A 17,698-nucleotide genomic window follows, 5' to 3' on the forward strand; every position below is an offset into this window, starting at 1 on the left:
CACGCGGGCGCGCCTTGCGCGGGAGGGTCGGCCGGGCACCTACCGTCAATTTCAGGAATTGCATACTCAGCAAAACTTTAACCTTCGACTAGAGGTTCAGAGTTCGCACGGAAGGCCGGTCATGTCGACAAACCAGAACTACCTCGCCGTCATCAAGGTCGTCGGCATCGGCGGCGGCGGTGTCAACGCCGTCAACCGCATGATCGAACTCGGCCTCCGCGGAGTCGAGTTCATCGCAATCAACACCGACGCGCAGGCGCTGTTGATGTCCGACGCCGACGTCAAGCTCGACGTCGGACGGGACCTCACGCGCGGTCTCGGCGCCGGCGCCGATCCCGAAGTCGGCCGACGCGCCGCCGAAGACCACGCGGAAGAGATCGAGGAGGCGCTCGCGGGCGCCGACATGGTCTTCGTCACCGCGGGCGAAGGCGGCGGCACGGGCACGGGTGGTGCGCCTGTCGTCGCTCGCATCGCGAAGTCCATCGGCGCGCTCACCATCGGTGTCGTCACGAAGCCGTTCGGCTTCGAGGGCAAGCGACGCCAGACGCAGGCCGAACAGGGTGTCGCACGCCTGAAGGAAGAGGTCGACACCCTCATCGTGGTGCCGAACGACCGGCTGCTCGAGATCAGCGACCGCGGAATCTCGATGCTCGAGGCGTTCGCGACGGCCGACCAGGTGCTCCTCGCGGGTGTGCAGGGCATCACCGACCTGATCACCACGCCGGGCCTCATCAACCTCGACTTCGCCGACGTCAAGTCGGTCATGCAGGGTGCGGGCTCCGCGCTCATGGGCATCGGATCGTCGAGGGGGGCCGATCGTGCCATCAAGGCCGCGGAGCTCGCCGTCGCGAGCCCACTGCTCGAAGCATCGATCGACGGCGCGCACGGTGTGCTGCTCTCGATCCAGGGCGGATCGAACCTCGGTATCTTCGAGATCAACGACGCCGCACGACTCGTGCAAGAGGCCGTGCACCCCGAGGCCAACATCATCTTCGGTGCCGTCATCGATGACACGCTCGGCGACGAGGTGCGGGTCACCGTCATCGCGGCGGGCTTCGACGGCGGCGAACCGGGAGCGAAGCCCGTCGAGGCGCGGCGCACGAACTTCATGCCGGCAACAGTCGGTGCAGCTGTCGGAGGCGGGGGCATCTCGAGCGAAGCAGCCGATGTGATCGCCGAGATCGACATCGACGAACTGGTCGAGACAGCCAACTGGGGTGAGGTCGAGTCGAGCACGGCAGATCAGATCGTCTCCGACCCCGCGTTCGACACTGATGACGACGACCTCGACATCCCCGACTTCCTGAAGTGAGCGACATCCACGGCCGGAGCGCCGCGGCGGGCGCTGACACGCTCGCCGGGCGCCTGGTCGAGGTGACCGGGCGAATCGCGGATGCCGCGGCCGACGCCGCTCGCGACGCGGGCGAGGTGACGACCATCGTCGTCACCAAGTTCCAGCCTGCGACACTCGTCGCCGAGCTCGCGGCGCTCGGGGTGCACGATTTCGGTGAGAACCGCCATCAGGAAGCGCAAGCCAAGGCCGCCGAGCTCGCGAGTCTCGACCTGCGCTGGCATTTCATCGGCCAGTTGCAGAGCAAGAAGGCCAAGCAGGTGCGTGGATACGCCTCGGCGATTCACTCGGTCGACCGCGCTGCGCTCGTCGACGGGCTCCGTTCCGACGAGGCATCCGTCGACTGCTTCGTGCAGGTGAACCTGACCGATGACCCCGGCCGGGGCGGCGTCGCCCCCGATGCGCTCGAGTCGCTCGTCGAGCGGGTGCTCGGTACGCCGGGGCTCCAGCTTCGAGGGCTCATGGCGGTCGCCCCACTCGGCGAGCCTGCGCGGCCCGCGTTCGCGCGCGTGCGAGAGTTCTCCGAACTCGTGCAGTCGTTGGAGCCCACTGCGAGCGATCTGTCCATGGGGATGTCGCACGATTTTCGCGACGCGATCATGGAGGGTGCGACACACCTGAGAATCGGAACGGCAATCACCGGGAATCGGCCGGTCGCCGGTTAACCTCGAAGAGACGGAACACAGACGGAGGCAGCGATGTCGAACCCGCTCAAGAAGACCATGGTCTACCTCGGACTCGCCGATGAAGAGCTCGAAGAGGAGACCCAGCAGGCACACGCGCCCGCGCCGGTGACACCGGTCGTGACCGCGGCGCCTGCACCGCGGACCGGCGCGGCGGTCACACCGCTGCGCAAGAACCATGTCCAACCGAGCACACCGCAGGCGGAGATGAACGAGATCCTGACCGTCCACCCGCGTCAATACCGTGACGCGCAAGTGATCGCCGAGTCCTTCCGCGAGGGAGTACCGGTGATCATCAACCTCTCGCAGATGTCGGATGCCGACGCTCGGCGTCTCATCGACTTCGCCAGCGGCCTCTCACAGGGCCTCTACGGCAAGATCGAGCGCGTCACGAGCAAGGTGTTCCTGCTCTCGCCCGCCCACGTGGTCGTCTCGGGGGAGACCGGCGAGAGCGAAGGCGACGTCGACGCGTCGTTCTTCACGCACGCGTAGCGCCCCGTGGGTGCTCTCGTCGTCGTTTGGAACATCCTCTACGCGCTGCTGCTCATCTACTTCTTCGTGATGTGGGGGCGGTTCGTGCTGGATCTGGTGCGCACCTTCAACAGGTCGTGGCGCCCGAGAGGCGCATGGCTCGTGGTCGTGGAGCTCCTCTACAGCCTCACCGATCCGTTGGTGCGCTTCTTCCGGCGGCTCGTGCCGCCGATTCGCATCGGCCAGATCGCACTCGATCTGGGCTGGAGTCTGGCTATGCTCGTGGTGATCGTGGCGATGACCGTGGTGTCACTATTGGCACAGGCAGCGGCCGTGCCCGGCTGATGATCTCCTCCGAGCATGAGGTCGAGATGATCGGCACTCACGACTCCGAGGATGTCTTTGCTACCGTTAGCTGAACGTGATCGAACAGTTCGACAGATTTGAGGGTGGAAAGCCATGGCGCTAACTCCGGAAGATGTGGTCAACAAGCGCTTCCAGGCGACGAAGTTCCGGGAGGGGTATGACCAAGATGAGGTCGACGATTTCCTCGACGAGGTCGTGGTCGAGCTTCGTCGACTGACCAGCGAGAACGAAGAGCTGCGGCAGCGGCTGGCTGCGGCCGAGGCCCGTGCTGCGGATGCGTCGAAGGCGCCGGCTGCCTCGGCGCCGACACCCGCGGTGTACGCCGCGCCGGCTGCGCCGCCTCCCACCGTCGCGGTGCAGATGCAGCAGCCCGCAGCTCCGCAATCGGACTTCGACGAGCAGACGAGCACCACGAACCTCCTGCAGCTGGCCCGCCGGCTGCACGAGGAACACGTGCGCGAGGGCATCGAGAAGCGTGACGCGCTCATTGCCGAGGGTCACGCGACTGCTGCGCGAGTCGTCGCCGAGGCCGAAGCGAAGCAGCGCGCCCAGATCGGCGTGCTCGACCAGGAGCGCGTCGCGCTCGAAAAGCGCGTCGACGAGCTTCGCCTGTTCGAGCGCGACTACCGGGCGAAGCTGAAGAACTACATCGAGGGCCAGCTCCGCGAGCTCGACACGGCGGCCCCGGTGCAGGCGTCGGGCAACCAGGGCTTCTCCGCTCCCGCGGGCTTGCCCGCTGAGCAGCCCGCACCGACCTTCCAGGGCTTTGGAGGCTGAGCGGGCCGTCAAGGTCGGCTCAACCACAGCACTCCTCGTCGTGGCCGGCGCCGCAATCGCGGCGTACGGCCTCGACCAGTTGAGCAAGTTCCTCGTCGTCACGAATCTCACCGAAGGTGAGATCGTGCCCGTGCTGGGAACGCTGTTGCAATGGCAGTTCGTGCGCAACCCCGGTGCCGCGTTCTCGTTTGCGAGCGGCATGACGTGGATCTTCACGATCCTGGCCGCGGGGGTCATCACCTTCATCGTGTGGTTCGCACGGCGCATCCGCTCGGTCGCTTGGGCCGTCGTGTTCGGACTCCTCCTCGGTGGCGTGCTCGGGAATCTGACCGACCGGCTCCTCCGGGAGCCGTCCTTCGGCCTCGGGCACGTGATCGACTTCATCTCGACGCCGTGGCTCATCCCGGCCATCTACAACGTCGCCGACATGGCGATCGTGTCGAGCATGGTGCTCTTCATGATCCTGACGATTCGCGGCATCGGCCTCGACGGCTCGCGTCAACCGCGCGAATCCAAGGCCGCCGAGACGGCACCGGCTACGCCGGAGGCGACCGCAGGCGAGGGCGATGCCGGGCTGCGTGAAGCCGCCCACGGCGCCTGATGGAGCACCGTTCCTTCCCTGTTCCCGACGGCCTCGAGGGTTCGCGCGTCGACGCGGGCCTCGCAAAGCTCCTCGGGTTCTCGCGCACACTGGCCGCGGAGATCGCGTCCCGTGGCGGAGTGAGCCTCGACGGGGCATCCGTCGACAAATCCGACCGCCTGCGCGCCGGCGCCTGGCTCGAGGTGAGTTGGGAGGAGCCGCGCGGTCTCACGATCGAACCGATCGCGGTTCCCGACCTCGGCATCATCCATGACGATGACGACCTCGTCGTCGTCGACAAGCCGGCGGGAGTCGCAGCGCACCCCTCGGTCGGGTGGGCCGGGCCGACCGTCGTCGGAGCGCTGGCCGCCGCCGGATTCCGCATCTCCACTTCCGGTGCACCCGAACGCCAAGGAGTCGTGCACCGCCTCGACGCGGGCACGAGCGGGCTCATGGTCGTCGCCAAGTCGGAGCGCGCATACACCGACCTGAAGCGACAGTTCCACGACCGCGAGGTCGAGAAGATCTATCACACGATCGTGCAGGGCCATCCCGATCCGCTCGCCGGCACGATCGACGCGCCAGTCGGCCGGCACCCCCGCTCGGAGTGGAAGTTCGCGGTGACCGCCGACGGCAAGCACGCGGTGACCCACTACGAAACGATCGAGGCGTTCCCGTACGCGTCGCTGCTCGAGGTGCATCTCGAGACGGGCCGCACGCACCAGATCCGAGTGCACATGGCTGCCCAGCGTCACCCGTGCGCGGGCGACTCGATGTACGGCGCCGACCCGACGTTGTCTGCCAGGCTCGGCCTCGAGCGGCAATGGCTGCACGCGAAGCAACTCGCGTTCGTGCACGTCGGCAGCGGTGAGTGGACGACCTTCGTGTCGGAGTACCCCGCCGACCTCGCACACGCGCTCGACGTGCTGCGCGGGGACTGACGCGCGGTCGACCTGGGCCAGGCGTCACCCGGTCGCCGTAGACTTCAAGGACCCCCGAAACACACTCGCCATACACGATGAGGAGCCCAGTGGCCGCCGATTCCTTCGCCCACCTGCATGTGCACAGCGAGTACTCGATGCTCGACGGTGCGGCCCGGGTGGGGGAGCTCATCCAGGCGGCGAAGAACGAGGACATGCCCGCCGTTGCGATCACCGACCACGGCAACGTGTTCGGCGCCTACGACTTCTGGAAGCAGGCGACCGACGCCGGCATCAAGCCGATCATCGGTACCGAGGCCTACATCACGCCGGGCACGGCGCGCGGCGACAAGACACGCATCAGGTGGGGCAGCGGCGGTGGCGACGACGTCTCGGGCTCAGGTGCCTACACGCACATGACGTTGTTGTCGGAGACGACAGAGGGCATGCACAACCTCTTCCGTCTCTCGAGCCGCGCGTCGATCGAGGGCTACTACTTCAAGCCGCGCATGGATCGCGAGCTGCTGTCGACATATTCGAAGGGACTCATCGCGACGACCGGATGCCCGTCGGGTGAAGTGCAGACCCGGCTGCGACTCGGCCAGTACAACGAAGCGGTGAAGGCGGCATCCGACTTCCGCGACATCTTCGGCAAAGAGAACTACTTCGCCGAGATCATGGACCACGGCCTCGGCATCGAACGCCGCATCATGGAAGACCTGCACCGGCTCGCGAAAGACCTGGGCCTGCCGCTCGTCGCCACGAACGACCTGCACTACACGAACGCCGCCGACGCGAAGAGCCACGCGGCCCTGCTCTGCGTGCAATCGGGCTCGACCCTCGACGACCCCAACCGGTTCAAGTTCGACACCGACGAGTTCTACCTGAAGACCGCGGCCGAAATGCGGCACGTCTTCCGCGACTTCCCCGAGGCGTGCGACAACACCCTGCTCATCGCCGAGCGTTGCGACGTGCAGTTCAACACCAACGCCAACTACATGCCGCGTTTCCCGGTGCCCGACGGGGAGAGCGAAGACACCTGGTTCGTCAAGGAGATCGATCGCGGGCTGGCCGTGCGCTACCCGAACGGCATCCCCGCCGAGGTACGCACACAGGCCGACTACGAGGTCGGCGTCATCCTTCAGATGGGCTTCCCCGGCTACTTCCTCGTCGTCGCCGACTTCATCAACTGGTCGAAGAACAACGGCATTCGCGTCGGCCCGGGCCGAGGTTCGGGTGCCGGCTCGATGGCGGCGTACGCGATGCGCATCACCGACCTCGACCCCCTGCAGCACGGCCTGATCTTCGAGCGGTTCCTGAACCCCGATCGTGTATCGATGCCCGACTTCGACGTCGACTTCGACGAGCGTCGTCGTGGCGAGGTCATCAAGTACGTGACCGAGAAGTACGGCGACGAGCGTGTCGCGCAGATCGTGACGTACGGCACGATCAAGGCGAAGCAGGCGCTCAAAGACTCGGGCCGCGTGCTCGGCTTCCCATTCTCGATGGGCGAGAAGCTCACGAAGGCGATGCCGCCCGCGGTCATGGGCAAAGACATCCCGCTCACCGGCATCTTCGATACGAAGCACCCGCGGTACAAGGAGGCCTCTGATATTCGGGCGATCGTCGAGACCGATCCCGAGGCGAAGACCGTCTTCGAGACGGCACTCGGCCTCGAGAACCTGAAGCGCCAGTGGGGCGTCCACGCGGCCGGCGTGATCATGTCGAGCGATCCGCTCGTCGACATCATCCCGATCATGAAGCGCGAGCAAGACGGCCAGATCGTCACGCAGTTCGACTACCCTGCATGCGAAGCCCTCGGCCTCATCAAGATGGACTTCCTGGGGCTGCGCAACCTCACGATCATCGACGACGCCCTCGACAACATCGAGGCCAACCGTGGGCACCGCCCGGTGCTCGAAGACCTCGCGCTCGACGACCAAGGCGCTTACGACCTGTTGGCGAGGGGCGACACGCTCGGGGTGTTCCAGCTCGACGGCGGTCCGATGCGGTCGCTCCTGCGCCAGATGAAGCCCGACAACTTCGAAGACATCTCCGCCGTCATCGCGCTCTACCGTCCGGGGCCCATGGGCGCGAATTCGCACATCAACTACGCGCTGCGAAAGAACGACCTGCAAGAGATCACCCCGATCCACCCCGAGTTCGAAGAGTCGCTCCGAGAGATCCTCGACACGAGCTACGGCCTGATCATCTATCAGGAGCAGGTCATGGCGATCGCGCAGAAGGTCGCCGGGTTCTCGCTCGGTCAGGCCGACATCCTACGCCGCGCGATGGGCAAGAAGAAGAAGTCCGAGCTCGACAAGCAGTACGCGGGCTTCTCGGGAGGCATGAAGGCCAACGGCTATTCCGATGCCGCAATCCAGAAGCTCTGGGAGATTCTCCTCCCGTTCTCGGACTACGCCTTCAACAAGGCCCACTCGGCCGCCTACGGCGTGCTGAGCTATTGGACGGCGTACCTCAAGGCGCACTACCCGGCCGAGTACATGGCGGCACTGCTCACGAGTGTCGGTGATGCGCGCGACAAGCTCGCCCTCTACCTCAACGAGTGCCGGCGCATGGGCATCAAGGTGCTTCCGCCCGACGTCAACGAGTCGATCGGATACTTCGCCGCCGTTGGTGAAGACATCCGCTTCGGACTCGGCGCGGTCCGGAACGTCGGTTTCAACGTGGTCGAAGCGATCCGCAGCGCACGCGAGACGAAGGGCCGGTTCGAGTCTTTCCACGACTTCCTGAAGAAGTCGCCGCTGCCGGTGGCGAACAAGCGCACGGTCGAGTCGCTCGCGAAGGCGGGTGCGTTCGACTCGCTCGGACACACACGTCGCTCGCTCGTCGAGATCCACGAGGGCGCTGTCGAGTCGGTCGTGAAAGAGAAGCGTGCCGAGGAGGTCGGCGACTTCGGCTTCGACTTCGACAGCCTCTTCGACGACGACGAGCGGGATGCCGCGCCGTCGCTCGTGCCCGCGCGTCCCGAATGGCCGAAGAAGCAGAAGCTGGCCTTCGAGCGCGAGATGCTGGGGCTCTACGTGTCCGACCACCCGCTTGCGGGACTCGAAGCTCCACTCGCGAAGCATGCGTCGACCACCATCACCGATCTGGTGACCTCGGATTCGACGCAGGATGCCGACACCGTCACGGTCGCGGGTCTCGTCACGAGCGTTCAGCACCGCATCGCGAAGGCCTCGGGCAACCAATACGGCATGATCACGGTCGAAGACTTCTCGGGCGAGATCACGGTGATGTTCATGGGCAAGGCCTACCAGGAGTTCGCTCCCGGCCTGCAGGCCGATTCGATCGTGGTCGTGCGCGGGCGCGTCAGCATGCGTGACGACGGTATGAACCTGCATGCCTACAGTGTGTTGACGCCCGAGATCGGTCAAGACGAAGATTCGGGCATCGTGAAGATCACGCTGCCCGACCAACGGGCGACGCAAGAGACGACAGAGGCGCTCCGAGAAGTGCTCGTACGTCATCATGGGGAGACCGAGGTTCGGATCACGCTGACGAAGGGTCGCGTCGGTCGTGTCTTCGAGGTCGGACAGTACCCGGTCAAGGTGACCGCTGACCTGTACGGCGAGCTGAAGAGCCTGCTCGGCCCGAACTGCCTCGTGTGAGGTGAGCATGGAGCCGGTCACGACACGTCGGTATTCTTGAGACATCATGTTGCGCACCATCGATCTCCGTGGCACCCGACCGACTCCGGCGGGCCTGCTCGCCCTCGTACCGAGATCGGCGACCGATGTGTCCGCCGCACTCGACGCCACTCGCTCGATCATCGACGAGGTGCGCGAGCACGGCGAGACGGCACTGCTCGACCAGGCGGAGCGGTTCGACGGCGTTCGTCCGGCAGCGGTGCGCGTGCCCGCAGCTGAACTCGCCGCAACGCTCGATGGGCTCGCCCCCGAGATCCGCTCGGCCGCGCTCCAGACGATCGATCGCGTGCGCGCAGCGAGCGCGGCGCAGGTGCCGGCACCGCAGACGACCGAGCTCGCGGCCGGTGCCGTCATCGAGCAGCGCTGGCAGCCCGTCGCCCGCGTGGGTCTCTACGTGCCGGGCGGCAAAGCGGTCTACCCGTCGAGCGTGATCATGAACGTCGTGCCGGCACAGGTCGCCGGAGTGCGCTCGATCGCGCTCGCCTCGCCGCCCCAGTCCGAGTTCGGTGGACGCATCCATCCGACGATCGTCGGTATCGCGGCGCTCCTCGGCATCACCGAGGTCTATGCGATGGGCGGCGCCGGGGCGATCGGCGCGTTCGCGTACGGCGTCGAGGGCATCGGCCTCGAGCCCGTGCAGCGCGTCACGGGGCCCGGCAACGTCTACGTGGCAGCGGCCAAACGACTCGTGCAGGGGGTCACCGGCATCGACGCAGAGGCCGGCCCCACCGACATCCTCGTCATCGCCGACGAGAGCGCCGACGCTGATTTCGTGGCGGCCGACCTCCTGAGCCAGGCAGAGCACGACGAGCTCGCAGCAGCCGTACTGGTGACCGACTCACCCGAGTTCGCGGCGCGCGTGAGCGAACGCCTCGAGGCCCGGGCGAACGCCACCAGACACAGCGTGCGCGTGCGCCAGGCGATCGACGGTGCGCAGTCGGCAGTCGTGCTCGTCGATGATCTCGAGCAGGCCGCCGACTTCGCGAACGCCTTCGGCCCCGAGCACCTCGAGATCCAGGTGCGCGATGCGGATGCGACGCTCGCACGCATCGAGAACGCAGGCGCGATCTTCGTGGGAGCGTTCTCACCCGTCAGCCTCGGGGACTACGCGGCCGGCTCGAATCACGTGCTGCCGACCGGCGGTCAGGCACGGTATGCGTCGGGACTCTCGGCGGCGACGTTCCTGCGGCCGCAGCAGATCGTGCGGTACGACGAGACGGCACTTCGCGCAGTCGCTCCCGTCATCGCCGCACTCTCGACGGAGGAAGACCTTCCGGCGCACGGGGAAGCGATCACGGCTCGCTTCGAACGATGACACGAGCGCGCAGACGTTCGAGGGCCGGCGGCCCAGCGGCGAACACGCGCGAACCACCGCCGCTAGGCTTGGAGCACCATGTATTGTCCGTTCTGCCGCCACCCGGATTCCCGCGTCATCGACTCGCGCACGAGCGACGACGGGCTCTCGATCAGACGCCGACGCCAGTGCCCCGAGTGCGGACGCCGGTTCTCGACCACCGAGACCGCGAGCCTCGTCGTCATCAAACGTTCCGGCGTCGTCGAGCCGTTCAGTCGAGAGAAGGTCGTGCTCGGCGTGCGGAAGGCCTGCCAGGGGCGTCCGGTGACGGATTCCGATCTCGCGGTACTCGCGCAGAAGGTCGAGGAGACCATTCGCTCGACGGGCGCGTCGCAGCTCGAGGCGAACGATATCGGCCTCGCGATCCTGCCCCCACTGCGTGAGCTCGACGAGGTTGCGTACCTCAGATTCGCGAGCGTCTACCAGGCCTTCGACTCGCTCGACGATTTCGAATCCGCGATCGAACAGCTTCGCGAAGAGCACGGCCGGCTTCCGGCCCGACCCGTCGAGTGACGTCGGGTCGCGTGCTCGCACTCCGATAACCTGAGTGCGGCATGTATCGACTTCTCTTCTCCGTCTTCCTGTCTCGCATGGACCCTGAAGACGCCCATCACCTCGCATTCCGGGTAATCCGTGCGCTGCCGACGCTGGGGTTCGGAAAACTCGTCGAGCGGGTGACCGCGCCCGATCCCTCGCTCGTCGTCGAGACGCTCGGCCTCAGATTCCCATCGCCGTTCGGCGTCGCGGCCGGCTTCGACAAAGACGGCCTCGCCGTGCGGGGGCTCGGGCAGCTGGGATTCGGGCACGTCGAGGTCGGCACCATCACCTCGATCGCACAGCCCGGCAACCCTCGGCCGAGGCTCTTCCGCCTCGTCGGCGATCGCGCGCTCGTGAATCGCATGGGCTTCAACAACGGCGGTGCGGATGCCGCGGCGGGCCGTCTCTCGCGGCTGTCACGCCGTCGCGACCGCCCGGTCCTGGGCGTGAACATCGGCAAGAGTCGGGTCACCGAGGTCGAAGACGCCGTCGCGGACTACGAACGGAGCGCCCGGGTGCTCGCGCCGTTCGCCGACTATCTCGTGGTCAATGTCAGCTCGCCGAACACCCCCGGCCTTCGCGGCCTGCAGGAGATCGACTCGCTCGCCCCGCTGCTCGAATCGGTGCGTGCGGCCTCAGGGGCGACGCCGCTGCTCGTCAAGATCGCTCCCGACCTCGCCGACTCGGAGATCGTGCGCATCTGCGAGCTCGTGCAACGCCTCGGACTCGACGGCATCATCGCGACGAACACGACGATCTCGCGCGAGGGCCTGCGCGCCGCGGCATCCGTCATCGAGGCCATCGGGGCAGGAGGGCTCTCGGGCGCCCCGCTCGCGGCCCGCTCGCTCGAGGTGCTGCGGCTCATTCGCGGGCAGGTGCCTGCTGAACTCTGCGTCGTCTCTGTCGGCGGTGTCGAGACCGCGACCGACGTGCAAGACCGTCTGGATGCCGGCGCCACCCTGGTGCAGGGCTATTCGGCGTTCATCTACCGTGGGCCGCTCTGGGCGCGTCAGGTGAATCGCGGGCTCGCGAGGTTCGTACGTGACCGCCGGAGTTCCCTCGCTGCACGCGTCTAGGCACCGCGGGTCACTGCACTAGAGCACGCCGATCTCCGCGAGCTGGTCGGCGATCGTCGAGCCGTCGCTCGCCGACACCCACGGCACACCCGCCGCGTGCTGTTCACCCTTTGTGCGACCGCCCGCGAGCACGGCCTCGCCCTTCGAGAGACGCCGGATCGCGATGGCGGCCACCCGGCCGGGATGCTCTGCAGCGAAACGCTCATAGAGCTCTTCATCATGCTGGCCGTCGTCGCCGATCAGCAGCCAGCGCATGTCGGGGAACTCTTCGGCGAGGCGTCGCAGGTTGAGCTCTTTGTGCTCACGGCCGCTTCGGAACCAGCGGTCGTGCGTCGGACCCCAGTCGGTGAGCAGCAACGGGCCCGCGGGATAGAGATTGCGTGACAGGAACCGCGTCAGCGTCGGGGCGACGTTCCAAGCGCCTGTCGAGAGATAGATGACGGGCGAGCCCGGATGCGACCTGACGAGCCGTTCGAAGAGCACAGCCATGCCGGGTGTCGGGATGCGCGCGTGCTCGTCGAGCACGAAGGTGTTCCAGAATGCAACGAACGGCCGGGGGAGCGCGGTGACCATCACGGTGTCGTCGACATCGGAGATGATGCCGAAGTCGACATCGGGGCCGACGATCCAGATGGGCGCTTCGACGACCTCGGATCCTTCGGTGCGGAGAGTCACGCGATGCCAGCCCGGCTCGAGCGACACCGGCACCTTCGTGTCGACGACCCCGCCGCGGTCGGCCAGAACCTCGACGCGCTGGCCGGCGACTTCGATGACCACGGGCACGTCGCCGACGGGCACGCTCGTGAAGCTGCGCCATCCGCGAATGCCCTGTTCGCCCCGGCGGCGGCGGCGCTTGGACCGTTCGTTCGGGTCGACCGGGCGGCTGAGCAGGACGCGGCAGAGCACGCGCACCCACTCGGTCGAGCCGTAGCCGGTGTAGGGCACCACGGTGGGAACGTGTCCTCGACGCCGGGCCCAGCGTTCGCGGATGTCGTGGGCCCAGTCTTCGAGGCGCGCAGCACGATGCCGGACCTGGCGCTCTCGAGATCCGGCCGGAAGGGGGGGACTCGCCGGCATCCACTCAGTCTGTCATGAGGGGGAGTCGCGCCGCGAAACGGGCCGCGGGTGGTCGGAGCGCGTCTGCGGCTCCCGGTAGAGTGGACGCGCAACTGAGGAGGTTCCGTGCCGAATGTCGACCTGATCCTGGGGGCCGATCCGAGCCGGAGGCGCTCGATCCGCACCGAACCGACGCAGCGACGCAGTACGCAGCGGCTCGATGCGCTGCTCGATGCCGCCGCCGAGATCGTCGATGAGTCGGGCTTCGAACGGCTGACCACGCAGATGGTCGCCGAGCGTGCCGGTGCGTCGATCGGCACGGTCTACCGCTATTTCCCCGACCGTGTCGCGGTGCTGCACGCACTGCGCGAGCGATCGATCCGACGATTCCGGGAACGGGTCGCCGATGACTTGGCACGTACTGAACTCGCAAGCTGGTGGCAGGTCGTCGACGTCGCACTCGACGCCTGTGCCGCGATGTACCGCGATGAACCCGGTTTCAGCGTCGTGCACGCGGCGCAGCGCGAGACCGCCGACGGCGATGTCGAGCCCGAGTTCGCCCACCGCATGGCACGGGTGATCGAGGCCGAGTTCGGCGGCGATGCCGACCAGACAGAGCTCCGATTCCGCCTCGGTGTGGCGATCGAACTCGGCGACGCGCTCATCAGCCGCGCCTTCGAGCGCGCGGCGGCCGGCGACGAGCGTTACCTCAACGAGGCGAAGCGCCTCGTGCACGACTACCTCGCCGAACACCTCGGAGAATCCCGCGCCTCCAGCAACGCCGCCTGACTTGCCCGGGGCGCGTGCGTTGCCTCTCCGCCGAAATGGTGTTTGGCTTGAAACCGTGCCGGGCGAACGCCGGGCCGGGGATGAGGCACAGCATGATCGAGTTCCGGGGCGTCACGAAGCAGTTCCCCGACGGTACGGTCGCGGTGGCGGGAGTGGACATCGCCATCCCGCCGCGCAAGACGACGGTGCTCGTGGGGTCCTCGGGCTCGGGCAAGACGACCCTTCTGCGGATGATCAACCGAATGGTCGACCCGACCTCGGGCCAGGTGCTCATCGACGGAACGGATGTCGCGACCCTCGACCCCGTCTCGCTTCGCCGCGGCATCGGCTACGTCATGCAGAATTCCGGTCTGCTGCCGCATCGCAAGGTGATCGACAACGTCGCGACGGTGCCGCTGCTGCGCGGTGAGAAGAAGCGCGAGGCGCATGCGCATGCTCTCGAACTGCTCGATACGGTCGGACTCGATCGCTCGCTCGCCGACAAGTACCCGAGTCAGCTCTCGGGTGGGCAGCAGCAGCGGGTTGGCGTCGCCCGCGGTCTCGCGGTCGACCCGAACATTCTGCTGATGGACGAGCCGTTCGGTGCGGTCGACCCGATCGTGCGCGCCGAGCTGCAGCAGGAGTTGCTGCGCCTGCAGGGGGAGCTCGGCAAGACCGTCGTGTTCGTGACGCACGACATCGACGAGGCGTTCCTCCTCGGCGACCAGGTCGTGATCATGCAGCACGGCGGCCAGATCTCGCAGGCGGCGTCGCCGGCCGAGATTCTCGCGAACCCGGCCGACGAGTTCGTCGCGGACTTCGTCGGCGCGAATCGTGGCAAACGTGCCTTGCACCTGACCGAGGTCGATGGGCGCCGGCTCGTCGTCGACGCCGACGGTCGCCCGGCTGGAGTGCTCGCCTCGTGAACTGGCTCTGGTCGAATCTCGACCTGGTCGGCGAGCTGACGCTCACGCACCTCGCGTTGTCGGTGCCGGCGATCATACTGAGCTTCGTGGTCTCAGTGCCGATCGGCTGGCTCGCGCACCGCTACCGATGGTCGCGGGGGGTGCTGCTCGCTCTCTGTGCGCTGCTCTACGCGATTCCATCGCTCGCGCTCTTCATCGCCCTGCCGGCGATCACCGGTCTCGGGCTGCGTTCGCCGGTCAACCTCGTGATCGCCCTGACGCTCTACGGTGTCGCCGTCATCGTGCGCACCTCGGCCGATGCGTTCGACTCGGTCGACCGCGACATCCGCCAGTCGGCCACCGCGGTCGGGTATTCGCCGGTAGGCCGGTTCTGGGGCGTCGAGCTGCCGTTGGCCGGCCCCGTGCTGCTGTCGGGGCTTCGGGTCGTCGTGGTCAGCACGGTGAGCCTTGCGACGGTGGGAGCGGTGATCGGCGTGCGGAGCCTCGGCACCCTCTTCACCGACGGATTCCAACGCGGCATCCAGATCGAGATCTTCACCGGCATCGTCGCGACGATCGTGGTCGCGCTCGTGCTCGACTGGCTCTGCGTGGTCGCCGGCCGGATGCTCATGCCGTGGTCGCGCAGCGACACGACGAGGTCGCGCGCCTCGTCGGCAGCGCTCGTGAAGCAGGCGGATGCCGCATGAACCTCATCATCGACGGCATCGCCTGGATCCTCGACCCGGCCAATTGGGTGGGAGTCGGCAGCATCCCGCAGCGCCTCTGGGAGCACCTGTGGATCTCGGCCGTCGTGCTCGTCATCGCCTCGGCGATCGCCCTCCCCATCGGAGCGTTCATCGGACACACCGGCCGGGGCCGGGAACTCGCGGTCAGGGTCTCGGGCGGGCTCCGAGCATTGCCGACCCTCGGCATGCTCACGCTCTTCGGTCTGTGGCTCGGCATCGGCCTCGGGGCCCCGATCATCGCCCTCGTCATCCTCGCCGTGCCGCCGTTGCTCGCCGGAGCCTACGCCGGCTTCGAATCGGTCGACCGGCGCACGATCGACGCAGCGCGCGCCATGGGCATGCGCGAATCGCAGCTCGTCGGCAAGGTCGAGGTGCCGCTCGGCATGCCGATCATCGTTGGTGGCATCCGCTCGGCGACGCTGCAGATCATCGCGACGGCGACGCTCGCCGCCTACATCGCCGATGACGGACTCGGCCGGTTCATCTTCGCGGGGTTGAAGACGCGCGACTATGCCGAGATGCTCGGCGGATCGATCCTCGTCATCCTCCTCGCCCTCATCGTCGACGGCGTCTTCGCGATCACGCAACGACTCGTGGTGCCCGCCGGCGTGCGTGCGACCCGAACCAGAGAGCTCCGCGCGCGGCCGACCCGGCCTCGAGCGGTCGTGGGGCAACCCATCATCGAAGGGAATCGAGAATGAATACAAAAGGAAAAGGCCGGCTCGCTGCCCTCGCAGCAGTCGCGGTCGGGGCGACAGTGGCCCTGGCAGGGTGCGCGTCGGGCGATCCGCTGGACAGCGGATCGGGAGGCGGCGACGCTTCGTCTGAGACGATCGTCGTCGGCTCGCAGGACTACTACTCCAACGAGATCATCGCCGAGATCTACGCGCAGGCGCTCGAGGAGAACGGCTACACGGTCGATCGGCAGCTCCGCATCGGACAGCGCGAGGTGTACATCCCCGAGATCGAGAGCGGGGAGATCGACGTCTTCCCCGAGTACACGGGCAACCTCCTCCAGTTCTACGTACCCGACACCACCGCCACGACGAGCGACGACGTCTACGCCGAGCTCGAAACCTCGCTGCCCGAGGGCCTTCGGGTGCTCGACCAGTCGCCGGCGACGGATCAGGATTCGTACAACGTCACCAAGGAGTTCTCCGAGACCAACGGCGTGACGAGCCTGGCCGATCTCGCGAAGGTGACGACTCCGTTGACGCTCGGCGGCAACTCCGAGCTGGAGACGCGTCCCTACGGTCCCGACGGGCTGAAAGAGGTCTACGGCGTCGAGGTCGGGTTCACGCCGATCGAAGACAGCGGTGGACCGCTGACGCTCAAGGCACTCGTCGACAACCAGGTGCAGCTCGTGAACATCTACAGCGCCGACCCGAACATCAAGGCCAACGACCTCGTCACCCTCGAAGACCCTGAAGGTCTCTTCCTGGCGTCGAACGTCGTGCCCGTTGTCAGCGAGAAGGTGACCGATGAGATCGCGGAGGTGCTCAACACCGTGAGCGCCGCGCTCACCCCCGAAGACCTCGTCGCGCTCAACTCGCTGAGCGTGAACGAACAGCAATCGGCCGACGAGATCGCGAAGAACTGGCTGGCCGAGAAGGCCCTCTTCTAACGATTCGCGTCGAGATTCGAGGGGTCGGATGCTGCGGCATCCGGCCCTTCCTCGTCGACGGGCGCCGTCGCGTCCGTCGACGCTGCAGCCATGTGCTTCGACTCGGATCGCACCAAGAGCTTCTTCACACCCCAAGCCGCGAACAGGAATACAGCGATGACTCCGACGAACAGGTAGCCGGCCCAATGCAATTCGCGGCTGAGCTCGCGATAGCTGCCCGCCGCCAGCCAGCCGACGGTGACATAGGCGAAGGCCCAGACGACGCACGCTGGGAGAGTCCAGGCCATGAAGCGCCGGTAGCGCATCGAGCTCATGCCGACCGTGAGCGGGATGAGCGAGTGCAAGACGGGGAGAAAGCGGGAGATGAACACCGCGGGTCCGCCGCGGCGCTCGAGATAGCGCTGGGCGCGATCCCAGTTCTCGTCGCCGATCTTGCGCCCCACCCACGAGCGATGGATATGCGGGCCGAACCAGCGGCCGAGGGCGAATCCGATGCTCTCGCCGATGAGGGCGCCGATGACGACGGTGATCGTGAGGGCGAAATACTCGCCGAGCCCTTCGACGGCTGTCGACGCCACGATCACGATCGTGTCGCCGGGCACGATGAGGCCGATCAGCACCGAAGTCTCGAGCAGCATGCCGAGCCCGGCGAGCAGGGTGCGTGCGATCGGGTCGACGGCCTGGACGGTGTCGAGGATCCAGTCGAGGAGCTCGTTCATCGTTCGAGCGTAGCGAGGCGCGCTGAGCGCCCGCATCAGTCTGCGGGGTGATTCCGGGTCGCCGAAACTCGTACCGTAGTCGGGGTCGACGGCG

Annotated in this window: 18 protein-coding genes; 16 read left to right on the plus strand and 2 right to left on the minus strand. The window is 66.9% G+C overall.

Translation table 11 applies throughout. The features are described 5' to 3' along the window. Nucleotides 1–121: 121 nt before the first annotated feature. The 11 genes from ftsZ (at nt 122) to AC1C2T_RS15525 (ending at nt 11,786) form a co-directional block, all read left to right on the plus strand. Complete coding sequence (gene ftsZ / locus AC1C2T_RS15475; RefSeq protein WP_495359785.1) at nt 122–1,312, plus strand: cell division protein FtsZ; 1,191 nt, start codon at nt 122–124, stop codon at nt 1,310–1,312. Further along, nucleotides 1,309–2,016, plus strand: a complete 708-nt coding sequence (locus AC1C2T_RS15480; RefSeq protein ID WP_495385907.1) for a YggS family pyridoxal phosphate-dependent enzyme — start codon at nt 1,309–1,311, stop codon at nt 2,014–2,016. Before ftsZ ends, AC1C2T_RS15480 begins: the two co-directional genes overlap by 4 nt. Nucleotides 2,017–2,049: 33 nt before the next feature. Next, nucleotides 2,050–2,526 carry a cell division protein SepF gene (locus AC1C2T_RS15485; RefSeq protein WP_495359787.1) on the plus strand — a complete coding sequence of 159 codons (477 nt, stop codon included), beginning with the start codon at nt 2,050–2,052 and terminating at the stop codon, nt 2,524–2,526. Between the two features lie 6 nt (nt 2,527–2,532). After that, complete coding sequence (locus AC1C2T_RS15490; protein WP_495359788.1) at nt 2,533–2,850, plus strand: YggT family protein; 318 nt, start codon at nt 2,533–2,535, stop codon at nt 2,848–2,850. Nucleotides 2,851–2,964: 114 nt separating this feature from the next. After that, a complete protein-coding gene (locus tag AC1C2T_RS15495) occupies nt 2,965–3,648 on the plus strand; it encodes a DivIVA domain-containing protein (protein WP_495359789.1) in 684 nt (227 codons plus the stop codon). Beyond that, the gene (lspA, locus tag AC1C2T_RS15500; RefSeq protein ID WP_495385908.1) at nt 3,638–4,249 is read left to right on the plus strand and encodes a signal peptidase II; all 612 of its coding nucleotides are present in this window, start codon (nt 3,638–3,640) and stop codon (nt 4,247–4,249) included. Before AC1C2T_RS15495 ends, lspA begins: the two co-directional genes overlap by 11 nt. Next, entirely contained in the window at nt 4,249–5,169 is a 921-nt protein-coding gene (locus tag AC1C2T_RS15505; RefSeq protein WP_495359791.1) for an RluA family pseudouridine synthase, read from the plus strand. The genes lspA and AC1C2T_RS15505 overlap by 1 nt, the downstream gene beginning before the upstream one ends. Nucleotides 5,170–5,246: 77 nt before the next feature. Next, the gene (dnaE, locus tag AC1C2T_RS15510; RefSeq protein WP_495359792.1) at nt 5,247–8,780 is read left to right on the plus strand and encodes a DNA polymerase III subunit alpha; all 3,534 of its coding nucleotides are present in this window, start codon (nt 5,247–5,249) and stop codon (nt 8,778–8,780) included. 46 nt (nt 8,781–8,826) lie between these two features. Next, nucleotides 8,827–10,134 (plus strand): histidinol dehydrogenase, encoded by a 1,308-nt coding sequence (hisD, locus tag AC1C2T_RS15515; protein WP_495359793.1) that lies wholly within the window; start codon nt 8,827–8,829, stop codon nt 10,132–10,134. Nucleotides 10,135–10,212: 78 nt separating this feature from the next. Further along, a complete protein-coding gene (gene nrdR / locus AC1C2T_RS15520; RefSeq protein ID WP_495359794.1) occupies nt 10,213–10,686 on the plus strand; it encodes a transcriptional regulator NrdR in 474 nt (157 codons plus the stop codon). A 41-nt stretch (nt 10,687–10,727) separates the two neighbouring features. After that, the gene (locus AC1C2T_RS15525; RefSeq protein WP_495359795.1) at nt 10,728–11,786 is read left to right on the plus strand and encodes a quinone-dependent dihydroorotate dehydrogenase; all 1,059 of its coding nucleotides are present in this window, start codon (nt 10,728–10,730) and stop codon (nt 11,784–11,786) included. Nucleotides 11,787–11,804: 18 nt separating this feature from the next. Here the strand turns inward: AC1C2T_RS15525 and AC1C2T_RS15530 are convergent, their stop codons facing one another. Then, nucleotides 11,805–12,863: an App1 family protein phosphatidate phosphatase gene (locus AC1C2T_RS15530; protein ID WP_495359796.1), complete on the minus strand. Its 1,059-nt coding sequence runs from the start codon at nt 12,861–12,863 to the stop codon at nt 11,805–11,807. A gap of 105 nt (nt 12,864–12,968) precedes the next feature. On the opposite strand from AC1C2T_RS15530, the gene AC1C2T_RS15535 reads away from it, so the two are divergent. The 5 genes from AC1C2T_RS15535 to AC1C2T_RS15555 all read left to right on the plus strand — a co-directional run bounded on the left by AC1C2T_RS15535 (nt 12,969) and on the right by AC1C2T_RS15555 (nt 16,885). After that, on the plus strand, nt 12,969–13,631 hold the full coding sequence (locus tag AC1C2T_RS15535) for a TetR/AcrR family transcriptional regulator (protein WP_495359797.1): 663 nt from the start codon (nt 12,969–12,971) through the stop codon (nt 13,629–13,631). A 92-nt stretch (nt 13,632–13,723) separates the two neighbouring features. Continuing rightward, a complete protein-coding gene (locus tag AC1C2T_RS15540; protein WP_495359798.1) occupies nt 13,724–14,536 on the plus strand; it encodes an ABC transporter ATP-binding protein in 813 nt (270 codons plus the stop codon). Further along, a complete protein-coding gene (locus tag AC1C2T_RS15545) occupies nt 14,533–15,222 on the plus strand; it encodes an ABC transporter permease (RefSeq protein WP_495385909.1) in 690 nt (229 codons plus the stop codon). The genes AC1C2T_RS15540 and AC1C2T_RS15545 overlap by 4 nt, the downstream gene beginning before the upstream one ends. Further along, on the plus strand, nt 15,219–15,962 hold the full coding sequence (locus tag AC1C2T_RS15550) for an ABC transporter permease (protein ID WP_495385910.1): 744 nt from the start codon (nt 15,219–15,221) through the stop codon (nt 15,960–15,962). Before AC1C2T_RS15545 ends, AC1C2T_RS15550 begins: the two co-directional genes overlap by 4 nt. Further along, nucleotides 15,959–16,885: an ABC transporter substrate-binding protein gene (locus AC1C2T_RS15555; protein ID WP_495359801.1), complete on the plus strand. Its 927-nt coding sequence runs from the start codon at nt 15,959–15,961 to the stop codon at nt 16,883–16,885. The genes AC1C2T_RS15550 and AC1C2T_RS15555 overlap by 4 nt, the downstream gene beginning before the upstream one ends. On the opposite strand, the gene AC1C2T_RS15560 is transcribed toward AC1C2T_RS15555, so the two are convergent. Then, nucleotides 16,882–17,604, minus strand: coding sequence for a DedA family protein (locus AC1C2T_RS15560; protein WP_495385911.1), 723 nt, complete (start codon nt 17,602–17,604; stop codon nt 16,882–16,884). The two genes, AC1C2T_RS15555 and AC1C2T_RS15560, sit on opposite strands and share 4 nt — an antisense overlap. Between the last annotated feature and the right edge of the window lie 94 nt (nt 17,605–17,698).

Source organism: Agromyces sp. Y558 (assembly GCF_059445415.1).